We start from the raw sequence: 23,837 nt of genomic DNA, 5'->3' as shown, positions 1-23,837 counted from the left end.
AAAAAGATTTTTCTACAATAAGTCTTGTATTATGTAACTGGAAATTCATAACTTTGCACGCAAATTAATAAATAGGTAATATCTATTACAGAAATGAGCGAAAAAGCACCCTTTATGGTATTCTCCGGAACAAACTCGAGATACCTTGCAGAAAAAATCTGCGCTAGCCTTGATTGTCCTCTTGGAAAGATGAACATCACCCATTTTGCTGATGGTGAGTTTGCAGTTTCTTATGAAGAGTCTATTCGTGGCGCACATGTATTCTTAGTTCAATCAACTTTTCCTAATTCCGACAACTTAATGGAACTTCTGTTAATGGTTGATGCTGCAAAAAGAGCATCGGCTAAGAGCGTTGTGGCCGTTATCCCTTATTTTGGTTGGGCACGTCAGGATAGAAAAGATAAGCCTCGTGTATCAATCGGCGCAAAATTGGTTGCCGATCTGCTTTCAGTAGCAGGTATCGACCGCTTGATTACTATGGATCTTCATGCTGACCAGATTCAAGGTTTCTTCAATATTCCGGTAGATCACTTGTATGCATCAGCTGTATTCCTCCCCTATATCGAATCATTGAAACTAGAAAATTTGGTTATTGCAACTCCTGACGTAGGTGGTTCAAAACGTGCCAGCACATTCTCCAAATATCTTGGTGTACCTTTGGTGTTGTGCAATAAAACACGCGAAAAGGCCAATGTAGTTGCTACCATGCAAATCATCGGTGATGTAAAAGATAAGAATGTTGTATTGATCGACGATATTGTAGATACTGCCGGAACCATTACCAAAGCAGCTAATATCATGAAAGAAGCCGGAGCGAATTCCGTTCGTGCTATTGCCAGTCACTGTGTAATGTCCGACCCTGCCTCTTTCCGTGTGCAAGAGTCCGGTTTGACTGAGATGGTATTTACTGACAGTATTCCCTACTCTAAGAAATGCGCTAAGGTGAAACAATTGAGCATTGCCGAAATGTTTGCCGAAACGATCAAACGAGTGATGAATAACGAATCAATCAGTTCACAATATATTATCTAAACGCAGAGTGCGTTTAGAAATTAAGAATTAGAAATTAAAAATTAAAGGCTGCGCAGTTCAAACGAACATTGCGCAGCCTTTAATTTTTAATTCTCAATTTATAATTATTGATTTCCCGTTGGAAATCAATCAAGTTTTCCCATTTTATAAGTGCCTTTGCGTACTACCTTTCCATTCTTATCAGTTTCCACAAATGGACCGTGTTTCTTTCCTTGTTTGAAGAAGCCTTCGTAGCGATTACCGTTTTTATCTTCTTGTACGCCACTACCTTCTTCCAAACCATTCACAAAGCCACCTTTATATTTTGTTCCATCAGTCAGAATTAAAGTTCCCTGACCGTTGAATTTATTATTTTTCCATTCACCTTCGTATGAATCGCCTACATTCCATTTGTAAGTACCGCGTCCATCACGTTCATTATTCTTCCAGTCTCCTTCGTAAACGGCACCGCTTGCCCAAGTGAATATACCATGTCCCTCTTGCTTGCCATCTTTGAAGCCTCCTACATACTTGTTGCCACTGGCATGGTAATAGATACCTTCTCCGGTACGCTCACCTTGCACGTATGAACCCTCGTATCGATCGCCTGTATGAAAGAAGTAGATGCCTTTACCGTGTTGCATGTCATCCTGCCAATCACCTACATATTTATCGCCATTAGCATATTCAAAAGTTCCTTTGCCATCGCGGACGTCATTCTTCCATTGGCCTTCATATTTGCTCCCATCATTCCAGGTTAATGTACCTTCACCGTCCTTCTTATCTTTTTTCCATGAACCTACATACTGAGAACCATTTTTCCAGGTATATGTACCTTTACCTTCGCGTTTATCGTTTATCCAGTCACCATCGTATGTATCGCCGTTATAATAATACATGATACCTTTTCCGTGCTGGTAGTCCTGAAACCACATACCGTCGTAACGGTTATTATTCATAAAGTAATAAATACCTTTTCCGTGCTGCTGATCCTGAAACCATTGTCCTTCATACTTCTCGCCATCCGTAAACATAAAAGAGCCAAAACCCTCACGTTTACCTTTTAGATATTCTCCTTCGTATACATCACCATTCTTGAAGACGGTTTTTCCTTTTCCGCTTGGTTTACGCCCTTTTATCTCGCCGGTGTATACGGAACCATCTTTAAAAGTATAAGTACCAATTTTTATTTCAGAAGAGAATGTGTTTTTTACTTTATCAAGAAAACCCTCTTTTTTTTCTTGGGCAGTAGCTCCCCCTTGACACAAAAATGCCAGAATCAGTGCAGTATATAGATATTTCATTGACTATTCAAATTTAAAAAATTAAAAATTAAAACGATGCCGATGTATGCACCGTTTCCGTAAGGTTCACAAAAGAACAACCTGTGATTAAAAGACGTAAAAAGGGCACTAAACGTTACACCTACCTAAAGTCTTATGCACAAAGATACAATTTATCTGCTAAAACAACGTAGTAGTTTACGCTTTTTATGACATTTTTTTGCCGGACACGACTTCTTTTAAATTCTCTTTGCATAAATGTCGTTGGGCAAGTTCACGAACTTCCTGTGGAGTAACTGCTTTTACAGCATTAAGGGCATCGGTAAAATACGAATCTTTCAGCCCCGAAGTCTGAACAAAGATCCATGCGTCCGCCAGTGAAAAAGGCGATTCGTAACTACGACACATATCTCCCAACATATAATTCTTCACTGTAGAAAACTCTTCGTCGGAAACCAACTCATTCTGAAGGCGATCTATTTCATTATAGACCTCACTGATCAAAGGTTCTACAAATTCATTAGCAGTCTCGGCATTTATGGTCAGTACTCCCTGCCCCGGATAGGGCATGATGCCGGCAGAGATACCGTATGTATATCCTTTCTCCTCACGAATATTGGACATGAGACGACTTCCAAAATAGCCTCCGAACAAAGTAATCAGTACACGTGCTTTCAAATAATCGGGATGTTGGCGGTCGAGTGAAAGCATTCCCATACGTACCGCACTCTGTAATGCATCGGGACGCTCAATAAAAATCCGTTTTTCGGCAGAAGTGACAGGCGTAAAAGTCTTCTCTTCGGGAATACGGAAGTCTGTTCCGAAAGGTTCTGTTCCAAAAATAGATTCTATTCTACGGATTGAATCGCCATCGACCTTTCCCGATAGATAGATGCTGCAATTATTAGAATGATAGTTCTGAGTATAAAATTCACGCAATAGAATAGGATTGATGCGGTGGTAATCTTCCTCTTGCACCAAATGTCCACTAGGATGATGTTCGCCATAGATGGCTTTTACTAACCCACGATGCGCTAAAAAATCGACTTTAGAGGTATTTATAAGAAACTGCTGGATATTATTATTAACGATTACATCTAGTTCTTTTTCAGGAAACAAGGGCTCCTTTACAATGGATTCCAGTACGTCCAATGTCTGAGGCAAGTATTTATTTAAAGAATAGAGTGTGATAAAATCATATTCGGATGCGCTGGACAGTTCTAACCAAGCTCCATAATAATCCAGTTTTTCTGCAATTTCGGCAGCAGAATAACGACTGGTTCCTTCACGCAACATTCGGTTTGTGAACAATGCTTGTAGAGGTTGAGATTGTTGCCATCTCCCTCCTTTTATCAAGAGATCAATACGTATTACTTCATTCTCGCCGGCATTGATTATATTCAAAGATACACCGTTAGGTAATATCTGATGTTCCGGCATTTGTATAGCAAGTTGCTCCGGTTCTAAGATCTCGGGCTGGATAGTTCTGTTCACAGACAATTGACTCATAATTTATAAGGCACAAGTTTTAAGAAATTGCTCCGCCTGCTCTAAGTCCTGCGGAGTATCGATGCCAATGGTTTCAACTTCAGTTATACCGGCTTTGATCGTGTAGCCATTCTCTAACCAACGTAATTGCTCCAATGACTCGGCTAATTCCAAGGGTGATTGAGGTAAAGACGTGATTTCCTTCAATACTTCCACACGATAAGCATACAAGCCGATGTGCTTATAATAAGTATGTTTTTTCAGCCAGTCTGCTTTTTCAGCATTACGTTGATAGGGAATAATAGAACGGCTGAAATACAAGGCGTTCATATTCTTATTCAATACTACTTTCGGAGAATTTACATTTTCCAAGGCAGCAAAGCTGTTGTCAGAGGTAAAAGGTTTCACCAATGTAGCTATCTGTGTGGTAGCGTCATCAAAACATGCTTTGATGGCCTGCAACTGTGAAGGCTGGATAAATGGTTCGTCTCCCTGAATGTTTACAACGACATCAAACTTCCCGTCTATCTTGGTACAAGCTTCATAGCAACGATCCGTACCGCTTTTATGATGAACGGAAGTCATTACCACTTTACCGCCAAATGCTTTCACTGCGGCTTCTATACGCTCGTCGTCAGTAGCTACGTAAGCATCATCAAGAATGCCTGCTACCTGTTCGTAGACTCGTTGTATTACAGTTTTTCCGCCTAACATTGCCAATGGTTTAGCAGGAAAGCGCGTAGACGCATAACGGGCGGGAATGATTCCTAAAAACTTCATTATGATTACTAATTACAAATTACGATTGAATTAATTCCAGTTCTTTCAGCCCCCGGAGTATATAGTCGCGTTTCAAGTCTTCGGACTTATAAACTTGAGTGTCACAGGATAACAGGTCTATATCCAAACGAACGATTTCTTGTTTTTTTTCGTTTGGAGTTCTTCCTGCTTCTCGCTCAATTGACTTTAATTGCGCAATAACCTCCTCTGCATTACGTGCAGAAGAAAATTGTGCCACCTGATTGGAAAACAGATTCGGACGTTGAAAGAACAAAGGCTTCGTCTCTTCCTCTTTTGAGAAATGGATTCCAGGGAAAAGTTCGGATAACCTCTTACGAGCTAATGCCAAATTATCTCTCCGTTGTTCGTTACTGCCGATGCTGATAGTATAAACCACTTCTCTATTTTCAAATCAATTAAACAGTTCGTCAAGTCCCCCTATCGGTTCCTCGACGTTTGTATTTTCTTCCGGTGTATCTTTACATGGATCAAATCCTTCGGGCAATTGGAACCTTTCATTCTCATCATATCCTAAAGACTTGTCGCCAAAAACTTTTACCATATATTTAGCCCAGATAGGCAATGCCATCGAAGCGCCTTGACCATGCAACATAGTGTCAAAGTGGATATCACGGTCTTCACCTCCTACCCAGACACCTGAAACAAGCGATGGAGTGAAGCCCATAAACCAACCGTCGGCATTAAAGTTGGTAGTACCTGTTTTACCGCCCATATCTGCTTTTACACCCAGACGGCGAACACGTCCACCGGTACCTTCGTTAACAACAGCACGTAGCATTACCAGCATTTTATAAGCACTGGAAGCACTGATAACCTCTTGCATCTCGGGCGAGAAAGTGGCCAATACATTACCGTCACTATCTTCTATACGGGTAACAAACAACGGTGCCACTCTAATACCTTTATTAGGGAAGGCAGTATAAGCACTTACCATTTCACCTACTGAAATTTCACAAGGTCCTAAACTGAGTGAAACAGAAGGTACTATTTCGCGATTACGCACACCAAAGGTGTTAATCAAACGTTTAAGGTTATATGGATTCAGTTTACTCATTAAATAAGCAGTAACCCAGTTATCCGAATTAGCCAACCCCCACTTCACGGTTACCATTTCGCCATAACGTTTTTTATTGGCATTACGCGGCGTCCAAGGTTTTCCGTTCTCATCAATCAAAGTGTATTCCACATGGCGAACTTCATCACACGGAGAGAAACCGTTTTCCATAGCCAATGTGTACAGATAAGGCTTAATTGTAGAACCCACCTGGCGACGTCCTACCATGGCCATATCGTATTGGAAATAATGATAGTTCGGACCACCTACGTATGCCTTTACATGTCCGCTACGCGGGTCCATAGACATAAATCCGGCACGGAGGAAGAATTTGTAGTAACGGATAGAATCCATAGGAGTCATAATGGTATCTTTTTCTCCTTCCCAACTGAACACGGACATTTGTTCCGGAGTATCGAACGCTTTCTTGATTTGAGCATCCGAAGCACCTGCACTTTTCATAGAACGGTAACGATCAGATTGCTTCATGGCACGTCCTAAGATCTCATCCACTTGTTCCTGAGTTAACCTGAAAGTATAAGGTGCCTTCTTTGCTCCTTTCTTTTCTTTAAAGAAATAACCTTGAAGTTCCTTCAGATGCTCGGTTACGGCATCTTCGGCATACTTCTGCATACGAGAGTCGATTGTAGTATAAATTTTCAAACCATCTGTATAGAGGTTGTATTTGCTGCCGTCCTTTTTGGTATTCTTTTCACACCAGCCATACAATGGATTATTCACCCAGTCGAGAGAATCTTCGTAATATTTCTGCATTTGCCAGCCGCGATAATCAGACTTATTAGGCTCCTTAGCAGTCAATACACCACGCAAATATTCACGGAAATAAGTGGCCATGCCTTCTTTATGGTCTACACGGTTATAAACCAACTTCAGCGGCAACGCTTGCAATGAATCGCATTCTTCGGAAGTGATATATCCTGCCTTACGCATCTGGTCGAGTACCACATTGCGGCGTCCACGCGAACGTTCGTTAAAGCGAACAGGATTATAAAGTGACGGATTCTTACACATACCTATCAAAGTAGCGGCTTCCTCAATTTTCAAATCTTTCGGTTCGCTACCGAAATAAGTGAAGGCAGCAGTCTTTATACCTACTGCATTATTCAGGAAGTCAAATTTATTCAGATACATAGTAAGTATCTCCTCTTTGGTATAATAGCGCTCCAACTTCACAGCAATTACCCACTCGATAGGTTTCTGGAAAAGACGTTCTATTATATTATCGGCACTAGGCGAATAAAGCTGTTTGGAAAGCTGTTGGGTAATGGTACTACCTCCACCTGCATTTTTCTGCATAAAAACACCACGTTTCACTAAAGCACGAAACAGAGCTTTGGCGTCAATACCCGAATGTTCGGTGAAACGTACGTCCTCAGTAGCAATCAATGCGTTGATAATATTAGGAGATAAATCTCCATAGCCTATGTAAACACGGTTCTCCTTGCTATAAGAATAAGTTCCAAGGACTTTTCCATCTTCAGAAAGGACTTCCGTAGCAAACTTATAGTTAGGGTTTTCCAAATCTTCTACCGGAGGCATATAACCCACCCAACCTTTTGAAATAGAGAAGAATATAATGACACACACCAGCGCAATGAGTGCGATGAAAATCCAGAGGATTTTTACGATTTTCTTTATCATGCTCAATTCTTAAAAATCATTCTTTAATATTAGGACAAAGGTACGGAAATATATTGAATGTGTCCCTGTTTTTCTTTATCTTTTTCGAATGTTAACAAATGTTTTATGGCAAAAATTAGCTCGTATTTAGGTGTTGAAATAAGCCGATTCCTCGACGCTTTTTGTCGTTTTTCGTCTTTTTTTGCTTAGGAATCGGCGGTATTAACACTGTTTTAACATTGGGTAAGCAGTTGAAAATCAAAGAAAACACCATTAAATGCCATGTATTTATACTATATATATTATTATAACAACATCAACAAAAGAAAAAAAGAAATACACTGATGTTGTTGCTTCTATTCTTCACTTCCTGACAAGCGGAGAATGACGCAACATCTCGTTCCGAATGACGCAGCTTACCGAGACAAACCACGCAGCTTAACAAAGCAAATGACACAGCTCGCGCTACTTGAGCTGCGTCATCTAGGACGATTGGCTGCGTGGTTTGTCTCGGTAAGCTGCGTCATTCGGAAAAACAATAATTTTCCATGAAAAAAAGTCCCGTAGATTTTCTGAGCCCATGTATTTTCCGTAACTTTACACTCTCGAAAAGTATAAAAAGAATTCAACGATATGGAAAACAGAAGTTTAGTTACCATTGCCGAACATTCTAAGGAGAAAATTCTCTATATGATCGAAATGGCCAAAGAGTTTGAAGCACATCCTAACCGGCACTTACTGGACGGGAAAGTAGTCGCCACCCTATTTTTCGAGCCATCTACCCGTACCCGGCTTAGTTTTGAGACAGCTGCCAACCGGCTTGGAGCACGTGTCATCGGTTTCAGCGATCCGAAAGCTACCAGTTCATCGAAAGGTGAAACGCTAAAAGATACCATCAAGATGGTGAGCAGCTATGCCGATATCATCGTGATGCGCCACCATCTCGAAGGAGCCGCACGCTATGCCAGTGAAGTAACCCATATCCCCATTGTCAACGCCGGAGACGGAGCCAACCAGCATCCTTCACAAACGATGCTTGACCTTTACTCCATCTACAAAACCCAAGGTACTTTGGAGAATCTGAATATCTTCTTGGTAGGCGATTTGAAATATGGACGTACCGTCCACTCCCTACTGATGGCAATGCGCCACTTCAACCCTACCTTCCACTTCATTGCTCCTGATGAGTTAAAAATGCCGGAAGAATACAAGATTTATTGCCGCGAACATAACATCAAGTACGTGGAACACACTGAGTTCACCGAAGAAGTTATTGCTGATGCCGACATTCTCTACATGACCCGTGTACAACGTGAACGTTTCACCGATCTCATGGAATACGAACGCGTGAAGAATGTGTATATCCTGCGCCACAGGATGTTGGAACACACCCGCCCCAACTTGAGTATTCTGCATCCGCTACCACGCGTCAACGAGATAGCATACGATGTGGATGATAGTCCGAAAGCCTACTATTTCCAACAGGCACAAAACGGCTTGTATGCCCGCGAAGCAATTCTTTGCGATGTACTGGGTATTACACTGGAGGAAGTGAGAATCAGTGATTAGTGGTTAGTGATTAAATACAATCAAAATGAACGAAAAGAAACAAGAATTACAGGTTGCCGCACTCGAAAACGGTACTGTTATCGACCATATCCCTTCCGAGAATTTGTTTACGGTAGTCTCTTTACTGGGATTGGAACACATGAAGAATAACATCACCATCGGCTTTAATCTTAAGAGTAAGAAGTTGGGGATGAAAGGCATCATCAAAATTGCCGATAAGTTTTTCTGCGATGATGAAATTAACCGTATTGCCGTTGTAGCTCCTAACGTAAAGCTGAATATTATCCGCGATTACGAAGTAGTAGAGAAGCGCGAAGTTAGTCTGCCGGAAGAATTACGTGGTATCGTAAAATGTGCCAACCCCAAGTGTATCACAAACAATGAGCCGATGCCGACCTTATTCCATGTAGTAGACAAGGATAATTGCACAATCAGATGCCATTATTGCGAGAAGGAACAAACAAGAGAGGATATCGAAATTATATAGGCTGAGTTTTTACTTATGAAAGAAGATTGGAAACCCGGAACAATGATTTATCCGTTACCTGCTGTCCTGGTAAGTTGCGGAAGCACTCCGGAGGAATTTAACATACTGACTGTAGCATGGACGGGGACGATTTGTACGAACCCGCCCATGTGCTATATTTCCGTACGCCCTGAACGCCATTCCTACGACATTATCAAACGGAATATGGAGTTCGTCATCAATCTTACCACCAAAGATATGGCTCGTGCTACTGACTGGTGCGGTGTTCGCTCCGGAAAGGATTACAATAAGTTTGAAGAAATGAACCTCACCCCGGGTAAATGTACCGTAGTTAGTGCACCCCTCATCGAAGAATCACCGCTTTGCATCGAATGTCGGGTGAAGGAGATTGTAGCCCTTGGTTCACACGACATGTTCATAGCCGACGTGGTGAATGTTCGTGCCGATACAAACAATCTGAATCCGGAAAACGGAAAACTGGAATTGGCAGAAACCAATCCTTTGGTATATGTGCACGGTGGATATTATGAATTAGGTGAGAAAATCGGCAAATTCGGCTGGTCAGTGGAAAAAAGAAATAATAAGGCAGCAAGACTATAAATAAGGATGGGACGTAAACTAATTATTATCTGTATGGGGTTGTTGACATTCTCTGCAATGATGTGGGGACAGCATCCTTCAGTCCCCGGTACTTACGATGATGACCACCCTAAAACACGGAAAGAACGCTCTGCAAATTTTGGCGTCAAAGGTGGTTTTACTTCTTCCTTATTCCTGGTTTCCAATTTCAGTGTAAATGGTGTTGCCATCGAGGAAGTACAGAATAATTATAAGATAGGTTATTTCGGTTCCGTTTTTATGCGGATAAACGTTGAACGTCATTTCTTGCAACCGGAGGTATCTTATAATATCAACCGTTGCAATATCACCTTCGAAAAGCCTCTGCCGGATGATGCCCCTGTTGGCGCTATACCGGCAGAAGCCTCCATTACTTCGTCTATCCATAGTATTGATGTTCCTGTAATCTACGGTTATAACATTATCAAGGAAGGTCCTTACAGCCTTGCTATATTTGGCGGTCCTAAGATACGTTATATTTGGGCACAAAAAAGTAAAGTGACTTTTGAGAACTTCGATCAGCAGAATATCAAAGAACAGTTACGTCCGCTGAACCTCAGTATTACGGCGGGTGTTGCAGTAACCATATCACGTATCTTTTTTGATTTCCGCTACGACATCGGTTTGCATAATATCTCCAAGCAGGTTTCATACGATGTTCCTTCAAGCGGGAATACCATCAACGAGGCCGACACCAACAACGAAATCCGATTCCACCGGCATGACAATGTACTTAGCTTTTCTTTAGGGGTATTCTTCTAAAGCTTCGACACAGCAAATTGTTAACCAAAAAAACAGATTTTCTTTCAATTTATTCATTTATTTCCTTTAAATTTGTACGCTTAATAAGGAAACACAGATTAATCAAACTTATCTAAGTAAGCAATAATGAAAAGAGACGATTTAATTTTCGACATCATCGAAAAAGAACATCAACGTCAGCTCAAAGGCATTGAACTGATTGCATCAGAGAACTTTGTAAGTGACCAAGTTATGCAGGCTATGGGCTCCTGCCTCACCAACAAATACGCCGAAGGTTATCCCGGCAAGCGTTATTATGGTGGTTGCGAAGTAGTAGACCAAAGCGAACAAATTGCCATTGACCGCCTGAAAGAAATCTTTGGCGCTGAATGGGCAAACGTACAACCGCACTCAGGTGCACAAGCCAATGCAGCCGTATTCCTTGCAGTACTCAACCCGGGTGACAAGTTCATGGGATTGAACCTTGCACATGGCGGACACCTTTCTCATGGTTCTTTAGTAAATACTTCCGGTATTATCTATACTCCGTGCGAATATAACTTGAACCAAGAAACCGGTCGCGTAGACTACGATCAAATGGAAGAAGTTGCTTTGCGTGAGAAACCGAAAATGATTATTGGTGGTGGTTCGGCTTATTCCCGCGAATGGGATTACAAGCGCATGCGCGAAATTGCTGATAAAGTAGGTGCTTTATTGATGATCGACATGGCACATCCTGCCGGTCTTATTGCAGCCGGCGAACTGGATAACCCCGTTAAATATGCTCATATCGTAACTTCTACTACTCACAAGACATTGCGTGGTCCTCGTGGTGGTGTTATCATGATGGGTAAAGATTTTCCCAATCCATGGGGCAAGACTACTCCGAAGGGTGAAATCAAGATGATGTCTCAATTGCTCGATTCAGCCGTATTCCCCGGTATCCAAGGTGGTCCGTTGGAACACGTTATTGCTGCCAAAGCAGTAGCTTTCGGTGAAATCCTTCAACCGGAATGGAAAGAATATGCCAAGCAAGTGAAAAAGAATGCTGCTGCATTGGCACAGGCTTTGATAGACCGCGGCTTTACTATCGTTTCCGGTGGTACAGATAACCACTCTATGTTGGTTGACCTCCGTAGCAAATATCCTGATTTGACCGGTAAAGTAGCTGAAAAAGCATTGGTATCTGCTGATATCACCGTAAATAAGAATATGGTTCCGTTTGATAGCCGCTCTGCTTTCCAAACTTCAGGTATCCGTTTGGGTACTCCTGCTATCACGACTCGTGGTGCTAAAGAAGATTTAATGCAAGAGATCGCCGAAATGATTGAAACCGTTCTTTCTAACGTAGAAAACGAACAAGTAATTGCAGAAGTTCGTGCACGTGTAGGTAAGACAATGGAGAAATATCCGTTGTTTGCTTATTAAATTGAGAATTGAGAATCAAAAAATAATAGTTCTCACAAAATAAAGGCTGCGCATGATTGGTATCAATGCGCAGCCTATTTTTTTATTCTCAATTCTCAATTAACTCAGCCCTTCTATATTGCCATCTACAATGTCGATAAACTGTGCTTGCGGTACTTTAGGCAAGCCCGGCATACGAAGTATTTCACCGGCAATAGCTACTATCATTTCAGCACCATTATTGATAACGATGTCTTTGATATGGAACTCAAAGTTATCGACTGCACCATATATCTTTGGATCAGCAGAGAATGAATATTGAGTTTTAGCAATACAAACCGGATAATGGGCAATTCCCATTTTTTCGATCATCTTCATCATCTTGCGCGAAGCACTGCTATAAGTTACCACACTGGCACCATACAAATTGCAAGCTACTTTCTCTATTTTCTGCGATACAGAGTCACTCTCCGCGTATGCATATTGCAAAGGAGCAGACGGATTCTTCTCAATGGTTTCTACTACAAGATTAGCTAAATCCACAGCACCTTCACCGCCTTCTGTAAAAGCATTATTAATGGCAAAGCCTACCTGTAAGTTCTCTTCACAATGGCGACGGATTGCATCCACTTCCTCGTCCGTATCACTAGCAAAACGGTTGAATGCAACTACAATTGTCTGCCCGAACGAGCGAAGATTGCGCACATGTTTATTCAAATTATTGAAGCCCTCTCTTAAACCCTCCATATTAGGTTCTTTAATACGATCAAGGCTTACACCACCGTGCATTTTCAATCCTTGCGCAGTGGCAACAATCACAGTTAATTTAGGCTGTAAACCGCTTTTACGACATTTGATATCATAAAATTTCTCCGCACCCAAGTCGGCACCGAAACCTGCTTCTGTTATTACGTAATCGCCAAAAGTCATTGCCATCTTGGTAGCAAGTATGGAATTACAACCATGTGCTATATTTGCGAACGGTCCGCCATGAACAAAAGCAGCCGTCCCTTCGGTAGTCTGTACCAAGTTAGGATGGATGGCATCTTTCAGCAGAACAGTAATAGCTCCGGCTACACCTAAATCTTTTACAGTAAAGGGTTTATCATCGTATGTAAAACCGAGGATTATGTTCTCGATGCGACGGCGTAAGTCGTTAAGATCTTTCGAGAGACAGAGAATTGCCATGATTTCGGATGCAGGAGTAATATCAAAGCCGGACTCCTGGGTAATTCCGTTACTGCGAGGTCCTAAGCCGGTAACAATGCTACGCAAGGAGCGGTCGTTCACATCGAGCACACGTCGCCAGATAATCTCTTTCAGTCCGAAACCTTCAGCCTGATGCTGATAGAGATGATTGTCCAGCAAAGCTGAAATCATATTGTGCGCCGAAGTGATGGCATGAAAATCTCCTGTAAAGTGCAGGTTGATTTTTTCCATGGGAAGCACCTGAGCATAACCACCACCTGCCGCACCACCTTTCATACCGAAGCAAGGTCCGAGAGAAGGTTCACGCAAAGCAACAATCGCTTTTTTGCCTATCTTGTTCAATCCTAAAGCCAAACCGATGGAGACGGTTGTCTTTCCAATACCCGCTTTAGTTGCAGTAATAGCAGTTACCAGTATTAAGTTACTTTGCTTTACTTTCTCCTCATCTATCAGATACTCGGGAATCTTAGCGATATAACGTCCATAGTTTTCTACTTCATCACGTGGGATACCTACACTTTCTGCAACCTGCTTTATCTTCTTCAGCTCTATGCTACGAGCTATTTCAATGTCTGATTTCATATCTAGTCTTTTCTTAAAGTAACAACTCCGATTTTCGAAAAGTTGCAAAATTAATAAAAAAAGGTTATAACTCCTTCGTTCAACAATAATAAAAAAACAAACATTATTTTAATAGCACTACTTGTCTCTTGCTATATTCTGGTACTTTCGGTCAAAATGCACCCATCCATCATGCGGATAATGCGTTTGGCTTCACGAGCATTATCTTCGGAGTGAGTAACCATTACAACTGTGGCGCCATCGTCATTCAACTCTTTCAATAGTGACATTACCTCGTTACCATTGGTTGAATCCAGATTACCTGTAGGTTCGTCTGCAAGGATAATGTGGGGGTTAGTAACAATGGCACGGGCTATTGCCACACGTTGTTGCTGACCGCCCGATAATTGTTGAGGATAATGTTCGGTACGGTGGGCGATCTGCATTCGTTCCAAAGCTTTGTTCACACGTTCGGCTCGTTCTCGGACGGAGACTCCGGCATAGAGAAGTGGAAGCTCTACATTTTCGAAAACAGTGAGTTCGTCAATAAGGTTAAAGCTTTGGAAGACGAAACCGATGTTGCCATTTCGAAGATCGGTACGGTTGTTTTCGGAGAAACGGGATACTTCTTGATCTAAGAACCAAAGTTCTCCCGAAGTAGGATTATCGAGCAAGCCCAGTATATTTAATAAGGTGGATTTTCCGCAGCCGGATGGTCCCATAATAGCTATAAACTCGCCTTGATTGATATCGAGGCTTACTTCGTTCAAGGCAGTAGTCTGCACGCTTTCGGTGCGGAATATTTTGCTGAGTCCAATTGTCTTTATCATAATATGGATATTTAGTTTAATGATTGATTTTAATAATGAGTATATTATTTTGAATCTATTCGTAACGCAATGACTTCACTGGATTCTGCGAAGCTTTCCGCCACGTCTGGCAAATAACGGTTAATAAGGTAATTCCTCCGATAAGAACTCCTGCCAGTACAAATAACCACCAACTGATAGAAGTCTGATAAGCAAACTCAGTGAGCCAACGCTGCATGAAGAAATACCCTAAAGGACATGCTATGACGAAAGCTATGCCCACCCATTTGAGGTATTCCCGGCAGAACATCCTCACAATACAGTCGGAATGCGCACCATTTACTTTCCGGATGCCTATCTCCTTGGTTCGTTGCTCCGTAGAGAGGGAAACCAATCCGAATACTCCCATCATAGCTATTACAATGGCTAGTACTGTGAAGAAGAGCAGCATGCGACTTTGCTGTTGTTCCTTAGTATAGTTCTTGTTCAGAGCGTCGGAGAAATATTGATAACGGAACTCTTTAACAAACAAAGGTGCCATTTCCTCAAACTTATGCTGAATGAACTTCAAAGTCTCCTGCCGACGTTCGGGTGCAATCTTGATAAATAGATATTCTATCTGTTCGGGGTTATAGCAAATGAAAGCAGGTTTTATCTGCTCACGTAGAGACTGGAAATTGAAATCTTTTACAATACCTACAATACGAAAAGTAAAATCCCCGCCCCATCCTTCCGTGAACCGGAATTCCGTCCCTATGGGATCAGCCATCTTCATGGCTTTCCAAGCTGTTTCATTGATTACCACTGTACGCTGATAGCCTCCGCCTCCCCAGTAGTTATCATAATCATCATCCGGCAGTTCACCTTTAATCAGTTTCAGATCGAAAGTTTTTAAGAAGTCAGCATCTGTAAAGACTGCTAACATCTTCAAGGAGTTCTCTTTTCCGTCTATATCCGTCCAGCCTGTCATAGCTCCGTCTTTCCATTCTCCGCTTTCACAAAAGTTGCCTATAGAACTTCCCATTGCTACGCTTTTAATAACAGGATTCTTCATGAGTTCCTGTTTGAAGGCGCCGACATCATACCACAGATTGGTATATACCGCTACGATGTTTTCCTTGTCTAGCCCCAAATCTTTATTCTGCATATAATGCAGTTGTTTATAAACAGTCATTGTAACGATCATCAGGAAAATAGCGATTACAAACTGTATGCATACAAGCCCTCTTATTAATCCGCCTTTCTGACCCGTCTTTTGTCCGCCTTTAAAAGCAATGAGCGGATTGATGGACGAAAGGTAGAATGCCGGATAGCTGCCTGCAATACACCCTACTCCAATAATGCCAAAGAGGATGTAAAATAAGATACTCCAACTCAGGCTCAACGATATATTTGCATTCATTACCCTATTGAAGAATGGAAGCATCGGCTCCGTCAATGCCAAAGCCAGCATTAATGAGATAACTGCTTGTACTATACTTTCGGACAAGAATTGTGTAATCAATGTTTTCCGCTTAGCACCCGTAACTTTGCGCACGCCTATTTCTTTATAACGTAGAGAGGCCCTAGCGGTAGAAAGTGTCATAAAGTTGAATGCACCCATGAAGATGACCAAAGCAGCCAAACCGACAAACAAATAAATACTTGCCATGCTCCCGTGATTCTTTATATCTGGATCTGGAAAGTTTGTTTTCAAATGAATATCCTTGATGGGCTGGAAACGGACAAGAGTATTCTTATCCCCCAATTTGCTTAGTACCTGGCTCATCTCCTTATGCTCTTTCTGGTACATTTTACCTTCGTCACCTTGTTTCATCTTCACATATACTTGGTGATGTTCACGGTTAGCCATTGAGTTGAAATGCATTCCGTTTGTGTAAGCACACACTCCATTGATATCAAATAGTACATCAAAAAAAATATGACACTTAGGGGGAATCTTGACAACAGCAACTACCGGTCTGGGTTCAAGTTTATATAGATAATCGGAAGGTAACTTTACCTTTTTACCGATCGCCGCTACAGTACTGCCAAATAGCTTGATTGCAAATGGTTCGGAAAGTATACAAAAATCACACCTTTTCATATCGGCAAGATCACCTGCTACCACCTCGAATGTAAATACTTTGAAGAAAGCAGTATCGGCATACGCTTGAAGCCCCGAAATACTTTTGCCTGTACTATTCTCAATGGTAGCTTCATTTTCATACTTGATGATAGTGGCTGTTTCCACTTGCGGAAATTCCTTTCTGAAAGTTTCAACTAAAGGAATAATTGTACTGGGAGATTCTTTTATTTCTCCCGTTTCCTTCCGGTAAACTTCTACCACTCTATATATTCTATCAGCATCTGGATTATAATCTTCATAGGTCAGTTCGTTCACCACCCACAGATATATAAGGAATGCCGCTGTCATGCCGAACACAAAACCCAGCATATTGATGGAAGAGAACAACATGCTCCGCTTGATAAGCCGAAGAGCTACTTTGATGTAATGCTTTATCATAGTTTACTATTTTATGAAGACAATGAACAATTCGTTATACGAAAGTTTTGCAATAATTATACCAAAACATAATTCTTCTGTATTTCAAATACTTGAATAAAACCTAAATCAATAAAAACGCACGATATCGTACACCAGATGCACGGTATCGTACACTCTGATTTCAGAATATTTGCCTATCTTTGCAAAAGTAAAGTTAGACTGAACTGCCTTTGCTCCTATCCTACTAATAACAGCTGCTATGAAACGAGGCAAAATATTGATTGTAGACGACAACGAAGATATCCTTTTTACTTTGAAGATGCTTTTGCGCCCATTGGCAGAAAGCATTACCACTCTTTCCGATCCCCGAGAATTATTGCCGCTTATTTCACGTACCCGCTTTGATGTCATTCTGCTAGACATGAATTTCAGGCGCGATGCAGTAAGCGGAAAAGAAGGTTTCCAATGGTTGGAAGAAATATTAAAGCTCGACTCGAAAGCAGTAGTGATATTTATCACAGCTTATGCCGATACCGAGAAAGCCGTGCAAGCCATCAAGCAAGGTGCTACAGACTTTATCCCTAAACCGTGGCAGAATGATAAACTTCTGGCAACCATATCCTCCGCTCTGCAACTCAGTTTCAGCCGTTGCGAAGTAGAAACCCTCACCAAACAGAAAGAGAAACTGAAACAACAGCAAGAAACTCTAAAAGAACAAACCGAAGTCCTTTCTTCCGCTCTTGAGCCTGCTCATGTTATCGGTGAATCGGCAGCCATGCATGCCATATTCCAGACGATCCGAAAATGCTCGGATACTGATGCCAACCTCCTGCTATTGGGAGAAAATGGAACAGGAAAAGACTTGATAGCCCGATACATCTATGAACAGTCGCCTCGGAAGAAAGAAATTTATGTACCTATCGACCTAGGCAGCATTCCCGAGACATTATTTGAAAGCGAGCTCTTCGGGTATGAGAAAGGAGCTTTTACCGATGCACATAAAAACAAGCCCGGACGAGTGGAAGTTGCATCCGGCGGTACATTGTTCCTCAACGAAATCGGTAACTTAAACCTGCCCCTTCAATCAAAGTTACTTTCTGTTATTGAGCAAAGAAGAAGTTCGCGTTTAGGCTCCACTGATTCTTATCCTGTGGATGTGCGGTTGATTTGTGCTACAAATACCGATTTATATGCAGCTATCGACAAGGGGCAGTTTCGTCAGGATTTGCTATACCGCATCAATACCATTGAAATCCGTATTCCTCCACTTCGCGAACGGGGTAATGATCTCTTTTTACTTGCCGACTTTTTTCTGCAACGCTATCGGAAGAAATACAAGAAAGACTTGCGAGGCATTTCAAAAGAAGCCCGCAAACAGATGCAACTCTATCGCTGGCCGGGCAATGTGCGCGAATTGGAACACGCCATCGAGCGTGCGGTAATCCTCTCTACAGGTAGTTTGCTATCAGCTGAAGATTTTAGCCTGCACAACCGTCAGCCGCAAGGAGCCGTCTCCGAAAAAGAGAGATACAATCTGGAGCGGATGGAACGGGAAAACATCAACGAGGTACTGCGCATCTGTGGCGGAAACATCACGTTAGCAGCCGAGATGCTGGGAATTACCAGAACTTCGCTTTACAGGAGGATTGAAAAATTCGGATTATAATATATCAAAAGAGTTATGAAGATACAACATTGGACAAAGACACCTTTCCTACTGACTGTAGCACTGCTACTATGCTGCTTTGCAACTGCATGGCTTGCATTGCACGGTTTCTATATCAGCCTATGTGTCGCTTCCTTTCTGACACTAACTGTAGCCTGGCTTATCTACCGCTACCTCCTACGATCCGCTCACTTTATGGCACAATTCATCTGGTCGATTCGTTATTCTGAATTCCAGTCCTCACCGGTACAAGGAAAAGAGAGCCAGCAATCCCTCCCAGCTGAGTTATTGGAAGAGATGCAAAATGCGCTAGAGCACTACCGTCATACTCTTCAGAAGAAAGAAAGCCGTTTGCAATACTTTCAGGCACTTGCCAATCACATAGACATCGCAATCTTGGTTTATACTCCCATCGGTACGATGGAATGGATGAACGAAGCCGCAAAGCGACTCGGCGACATAGAATCCCTTCACCCCGAACTGCCCGAACGACTTCGCAAACTAAAAGCCGGAGACCTTTCTATTCTGCAAATACATCAAAAGGATGAAACCATACAGATGGCACTATCGGGTATGGAGTTCACCATTCAAGGCAGGCGGCTTATCATAGCCAGTATGAAGAACATACATTCTGCCCTCGATACCCAGGAAACAGAATCCTGGCAGAAATTGATCCGTGTACTGACGCACGAAATAATGAATTCCATCACTCCCGTTATTTCTCTTACCGAACTACTTTCGAAACAGATAGATGAACTGGACGGAGATGAAACCACCAAATCCGACATTCGCCAAATGCTCCAAACCATCAATCGACGCGGCAATGGATTGGTACATTTTATGGGTAACTACCGTGAAGTATCCCACTTACCTCAGCCTGTCTTGAAACTACATACAGCCGGAGAACTTCTGCAAGATGTCCTGCAACTGATGCAAAACGACTGCAATGATCTTTCTCTATCTTTGTCTCCGTCTCCCCTGAAACTTATTGCCGATAAGAGTCTGATTGAGCAAATCCTTATCAACCTCATAAAGAATGCCCGCGAAAACGAGGCGAAGCATATCGCCCTTTCCGCAGGCATCTCTTCCGCTAACCGGCCCTATCTAAGAGTAACGGACGACGGAACCGGCATCGAGCCAGATGTACTGGAACGTATCTTCGTTCCCTTCTTCACTACCAAACCCACAGGTTCGGGCATCGGGCTAACTATATCCCGGCAGATTATGCACCAACACAATGGTAATCTAACTGCCAGTTCGAAGCCCGGAGAAGGGAGTACGTTTACGTTGCTGTTTCCTTCAATATAACCTTGCAATTATTATTCATTTAAAGCTTATCTCCTTTCTTCTCCGTATTCAACAATTCCTGCATTTTAAGTTTCAAGCTGCCTTTTCCATAACCCGACCACATTTCAACCACCTCTCCTTCGGAAGATAAAAAGACGTAACGGGGAATAGAGCCTGAAGTATATTTGGCATAGATCCCATGTTGTCCTTTCAAATCGTTCAAGTTCCACCAGGTAATCTTATGATGTCTCGAAGCTATCTCCCAACCGGTTTTGTCATCTATACTCAGGCTGACCAAGACTAAACTGTTTTCATACTTCTTGCTGATTTCCTCCATCTCTGGCAATGCCATGAGGCAAGGTCCACATCCGCGGCTCCAGAAATCTATTAAGACCGATTTACCTTTAAAATCGGATAAATGATGTACTTGTCCCTGCAAGTCGAATAAATCACCGTCCGCAGCTTTTTCTACAAGTGACACTGACTCGGGAGGCGCCAAATAAGCTTCAATATCCATTACTTGCTGAGTCTGTCGTTGTTCATCAGATAGCATGTTGTAAAGCAGCTCCACTTCTTTGCGATAAGGAAAATTCTTTGTGGATTTTACGCTCACTGCCAAATCCATCAGTTTCTGCATCCACACTTCATCAATCGGCAATTGCTTCATGCGGGCTATATCATTGGCAGAAATACGTATAATCAACTCATCCTCTTTACGTTCTAAACTATCACGTAAAGAGAGAACCCATGCCTTTTCTTCCTCAGTAAGTTCTTTCTTTTCATAAGTACGCCTAAGGCGCATATAGTCCATACGGGTCTCTTGAATAAGATTCCATAAATCGTAAGAATCATCCACAAAAAGTTGTCGTGTCTTTTGAAGAGGATTATCATTCTCTACTTTCCAGGTATAAATATTCATGTCTTCCCCCTTCAAACGAATATGAGTGCCAGCTTTAACCCATAAGTCAAGTCCTATATTAAATACGTTGCCATCTATAATCATTAACCCTACGCGATCTATTTCCTGCCCCAGCGCCGGCTGTTCGAAGCGAAAAGTATCTCCTCGCAAGGTATCAACAGCAATGACATTGCCTACCCCTCCTTCCATCCGGTACAATTCTAAGCGAACTCCTTGTTTTACATTCTTCACTAGTCCTTCTATCACAAAGATTCCTTGTGCTTGCGCCCAGATGCTTGCCGTTAAAAGAAGTATCCAAACAATAAATCCTTTCTTATTCATATTTCACAGTATTATTATAATGGAAGGCAAGTTACTAAAAGTACGTATATTACGGCTATACCATATTCTATTTTATAATTTGTTACACTTTCCATATTCCCAAAACAAGAAGGTAAAACACATGCAACTGCTTAAATTTACACTTGTACTAGCGTAGGCTCACACTCCTATAAGTATGAACTTACGCTTATAGGAATGTGAGCCTAAGCTAGTACAAGTGCAAACCCGTTCTATTTGAAACGTGATGTATCTACCGCCTCACGTTCCTTTTCCTTATATCCACCGAACTTATAAGTGAACGACACTCCTATCTCACGGTAGCAACTATAATGATTCGTCACATTCTGCGTATTAAAGCGGATGCGTGGTGAAACCTGCCCTGTTTCGAAGATGTCGTTGCAATACAGATTAACTATTGCTTTCCCTTTGGCCAAGCTATAACGCAAAGCTGCATTTACATTACCCGATGCAGGAAGATCGTATATACCTTGAATGGCACTGCTACGCACAAATCCGGTCACATTCAACTTCAAATCGGGCTTGGTGGATAGAATGAAGTTATTGTTCATCTGGGCGATACCAAAAAACTTCTTACGGTTGAATGGAATATCCCAAAAATCGTTGTCTTTCTCATGATGCCATACTCCTATTAAGGTGATACGCGAGTTCAACCACTTCTTTATATTAAATGGCACAGATGCCTGTATTCCTGCTTGTTGTTGATAATCAAAATTGAAATATTTATAGATTTCGACTAAACGGTTGGAAGCCTGATAAAGGGTTTGCACAGAGTAGTCTTTCGTATGATTGAACCAGGCACTGAAGATGTATTTGCTCTTCAAAATATAAGTCGTTTGAAATTCATAGCTTTGTGCCGGACGCAGCAACGGGTTACCATGAATCTCAGAATATCCTCCGCCTATATAAGAGATATTATCTTGTACAGCCCAATAGTCAGGATACTCCTTATCACTACTCAAAGACATTTGCAATACATGTCCCGCAGCCGGCATATAGGTCAAATTGATGGTAGGATACCAATCCCACTGGTTCCATACCGGGGTTTTATAATACTCTACCGCCAATGAAGCATCCATCGAAAGCTTATCACCGAAACTTTTGTTGAAGCCTGCATAGAAATTCAATGTCTGCTCTCGGCGACGGGACTTCATATTACTGATAGCATCAGAAGAAGTTAGCGGTTCGCCTGTCTCCGGATCAAAATAATATTGAAAGCTGTTATCGATGCTGGTAGTATAAATGGCTCCATAATTCAATCCCCAACCGTTCTTCAAGGTATGCTCCTGAGCAAGAAACAACTTCCATCGGTTGATGCGCTGACAATCTTCGGTGAGGAAATCCAGTTGTTCATCCTGCAAGCGGCTGTGAAGTAGTTGATCGGATGGAGAATTGTAATAAGTCAATTCTGCTCCGGCTTTCAGACCGAAAGGCGTACGGTAATCCAATCGACCGTTATGCATCCAGTCTGTACTGTTACTTTTCGTATTAGACACTTGGCTGCCTTCAATATTCACCCGGTTATGATAAGTGCCATATTTACCATTGTACACAAAACTCAGTTGATGGTTTTCGGCAATGTTATAGTCCGTACCTATGCGGAAACTATGGGTATGGGAGCGGCTGTGGCCCACCTCATTTGTCGTCATGGGGTGAACCGAGCCGTCTGAGAGAGAATGCATAGCCTCCTTGTCGGTAACAGAGTATCCCCGACCGTGGCTATGCGAGTAAAGAAAGTCTGCTGAGAATTTATTCTTATTGAAAAGTAAACTGGCACGTTCTTCAAAACCTTCGTAGTGCTTTTGGTGGTATTTGGCATAGAGTTCACCTTGCCAGGAGTTGGAACCGCCTGCGGCTTGCTTTAAAGTGATATTGATAAGAGCACCACGCACTTGGTAGCGTGCAGGAGCATTATACATTACTTCCGCATTCGCTATGCGGCTGGCAGGGATGGTTTTCAATAAAGCATAAAGTTGTTCGGTACTGAGAGTGGTTACTTTGCCATCAAGGATAACGGTAACACTTTGTCCTGCCAGTTGAAGTCCGCCATTCATTTCAGTAACACCGGGGAGCTCTTTCATTGCATCGTAGGCATTATCTATAGGCTGATTACTAATTAGACGAGGCAAATCATATACCAGCTTGCCTGCCTGGGCTTTAACGATGGGACGTTCTCCGGTAACCATTACTTCAGGCAGAGTTTGAAAAAGACTATCTAAACGGGAATCACTAGTGATTAAACTATCTGCACTGAGAGTTCTTTCATTATTGTCTGCCACTTGCTGGGCAGAAAGACTTGTACTGAACGCACAAAATACGAAAGGGAAAATGTACTTGTATTGCATAGCTACATGTTTTAATGTTTTCGATGCTGCAAAGTACGGGATAAAAAAGAGATGTCTGCGTTATCGCAATCTTATTCAGTCTTATTTACTGTTATCAGAAGTGTTATTTAGTCT

The 23,837-nt window shown here is 42.0% G+C and carries 18 protein-coding genes; 8 read left to right on the top strand and 10 right to left on the bottom strand.

Annotation, left to right across the window (positions count from 1 at the left end; all coding sequences use genetic code 11):
- The first annotated feature begins 93 nt into the window (after positions 1-93).
- Positions 94-1,032: a ribose-phosphate pyrophosphokinase gene (locus Q1W14_RS15980; RefSeq protein WP_300703173.1), complete on the top strand. Its 939-nt coding sequence runs from the start codon at positions 94-96 to the stop codon at positions 1,030-1,032.
- Positions 1,033-1,157: 125 nt separating this feature from the next.
- Here the strand turns inward: Q1W14_RS15980 and Q1W14_RS15975 are convergent, their stop codons facing one another.
- From Q1W14_RS15975 to Q1W14_RS15955, 5 genes are all read right to left on the bottom strand, one after another.
- On the bottom strand, positions 1,158-2,315 hold the full coding sequence (locus Q1W14_RS15975) for a phosphatidylinositol-4-phosphate 5-kinase (RefSeq protein ID WP_300703171.1): 1,158 nt from the start codon (positions 2,313-2,315) through the stop codon (positions 1,158-1,160).
- A gap of 186 nt (positions 2,316-2,501) precedes the next feature.
- A complete protein-coding gene (locus tag Q1W14_RS15970) occupies positions 2,502-3,788 on the bottom strand; it encodes a pitrilysin family protein (protein ID WP_300703259.1) in 1,287 nt (428 codons plus the stop codon).
- Positions 3,789-3,806: 18 nt separating this feature from the next.
- Positions 3,807-4,562 carry a 3-deoxy-manno-octulosonate cytidylyltransferase gene (gene kdsB, locus Q1W14_RS15965; RefSeq protein ID WP_300703169.1) on the bottom strand — a complete coding sequence of 252 codons (756 nt, stop codon included), beginning with the start codon at positions 4,560-4,562 and terminating at the stop codon, positions 3,807-3,809.
- Positions 4,563-4,581: 19 nt separating this feature from the next.
- Positions 4,582-4,959 (bottom strand): 2-amino-4-hydroxy-6-hydroxymethyldihydropteridine diphosphokinase, encoded by a 378-nt coding sequence (locus Q1W14_RS15960; protein WP_300703167.1) that lies wholly within the window; start codon positions 4,957-4,959, stop codon positions 4,582-4,584.
- Between the two features lie 15 nt (positions 4,960-4,974).
- On the bottom strand, positions 4,975-7,299 hold the full coding sequence (locus Q1W14_RS15955; protein WP_300703165.1) for a transglycosylase domain-containing protein: 2,325 nt from the start codon (positions 7,297-7,299) through the stop codon (positions 4,975-4,977).
- 612 nt (positions 7,300-7,911) lie between these two features.
- Between Q1W14_RS15955 and pyrB the strand changes: the two genes are divergently transcribed.
- The 5 genes from pyrB to glyA all read left to right on the top strand — a co-directional run bounded on the left by pyrB (position 7,912) and on the right by glyA (position 12,121).
- A complete protein-coding gene (gene pyrB / locus Q1W14_RS15950; RefSeq protein ID WP_300703163.1) occupies positions 7,912-8,847 on the top strand; it encodes an aspartate carbamoyltransferase in 936 nt (311 codons plus the stop codon).
- A gap of 25 nt (positions 8,848-8,872) precedes the next feature.
- Entirely contained in the window at positions 8,873-9,334 is a 462-nt protein-coding gene (gene pyrI / locus Q1W14_RS15945; protein WP_300703161.1) for an aspartate carbamoyltransferase regulatory subunit, read from the top strand.
- A 15-nt stretch (positions 9,335-9,349) separates the two neighbouring features.
- On the top strand, positions 9,350-9,934 hold the full coding sequence (locus Q1W14_RS15940) for a flavin reductase family protein (RefSeq protein WP_300703159.1): 585 nt from the start codon (positions 9,350-9,352) through the stop codon (positions 9,932-9,934).
- A 6-nt stretch (positions 9,935-9,940) separates the two neighbouring features.
- Positions 9,941-10,714 carry a porin family protein gene (locus Q1W14_RS15935; protein ID WP_300703157.1) on the top strand — a complete coding sequence of 258 codons (774 nt, stop codon included), beginning with the start codon at positions 9,941-9,943 and terminating at the stop codon, positions 10,712-10,714.
- A 126-nt stretch (positions 10,715-10,840) separates the two neighbouring features.
- On the top strand, positions 10,841-12,121 hold the full coding sequence (gene glyA / locus Q1W14_RS15930; RefSeq protein ID WP_300703155.1) for a serine hydroxymethyltransferase: 1,281 nt from the start codon (positions 10,841-10,843) through the stop codon (positions 12,119-12,121).
- A 99-nt stretch (positions 12,122-12,220) separates the two neighbouring features.
- Here the strand turns inward: glyA and Q1W14_RS15925 are convergent, their stop codons facing one another.
- From Q1W14_RS15925 to Q1W14_RS15915, 3 genes are all read right to left on the bottom strand, one after another.
- Positions 12,221-13,891 carry a formate--tetrahydrofolate ligase gene (locus tag Q1W14_RS15925; RefSeq protein WP_300703153.1) on the bottom strand — a complete coding sequence of 557 codons (1,671 nt, stop codon included), beginning with the start codon at positions 13,889-13,891 and terminating at the stop codon, positions 12,221-12,223.
- 131 nt (positions 13,892-14,022) lie between these two features.
- The gene (locus Q1W14_RS15920; RefSeq protein WP_300703152.1) at positions 14,023-14,700 is read right to left on the bottom strand and encodes an ABC transporter ATP-binding protein; all 678 of its coding nucleotides are present in this window, start codon (positions 14,698-14,700) and stop codon (positions 14,023-14,025) included.
- 55 nt (positions 14,701-14,755) lie between these two features.
- The gene (locus Q1W14_RS15915) at positions 14,756-17,185 is read right to left on the bottom strand and encodes an ABC transporter permease (RefSeq protein WP_300703150.1); all 2,430 of its coding nucleotides are present in this window, start codon (positions 17,183-17,185) and stop codon (positions 14,756-14,758) included.
- Between the two features lie 241 nt (positions 17,186-17,426).
- Between Q1W14_RS15915 and Q1W14_RS15910 the strand changes: the two genes are divergently transcribed.
- Complete coding sequence (locus Q1W14_RS15910; RefSeq protein WP_300703148.1) at positions 17,427-18,833, top strand: sigma-54 dependent transcriptional regulator; 1,407 nt, start codon at positions 17,427-17,429, stop codon at positions 18,831-18,833.
- A 15-nt stretch (positions 18,834-18,848) separates the two neighbouring features.
- Entirely contained in the window at positions 18,849-20,141 is a 1,293-nt protein-coding gene (locus Q1W14_RS15905; protein ID WP_300703146.1) for a PAS domain-containing sensor histidine kinase, read from the top strand.
- A gap of 19 nt (positions 20,142-20,160) precedes the next feature.
- On the opposite strand, the gene Q1W14_RS15900 is transcribed toward Q1W14_RS15905, so the two are convergent.
- Positions 20,161-21,360 carry a TlpA disulfide reductase family protein gene (locus Q1W14_RS15900; protein WP_300703144.1) on the bottom strand — a complete coding sequence of 400 codons (1,200 nt, stop codon included), beginning with the start codon at positions 21,358-21,360 and terminating at the stop codon, positions 20,161-20,163.
- 230 nt (positions 21,361-21,590) lie between these two features.
- Positions 21,591-23,723 (bottom strand): outer membrane beta-barrel family protein, encoded by a 2,133-nt coding sequence (locus tag Q1W14_RS15895; protein ID WP_300703142.1) that lies wholly within the window; start codon positions 23,721-23,723, stop codon positions 21,591-21,593.
- Positions 23,724-23,837: the final 114 nt, after the last annotated feature.

Source organism: Bacteroides sp., assembly GCF_030151085.1.
Classification (GTDB): Bacteria; Bacteroidota; Bacteroidia; order Bacteroidales; family Bacteroidaceae; genus Bacteroides.
The sequence above is the reverse complement of the archived record's forward strand: the minus strand, read 5'-3'. Positions and strand labels throughout refer to the sequence as shown.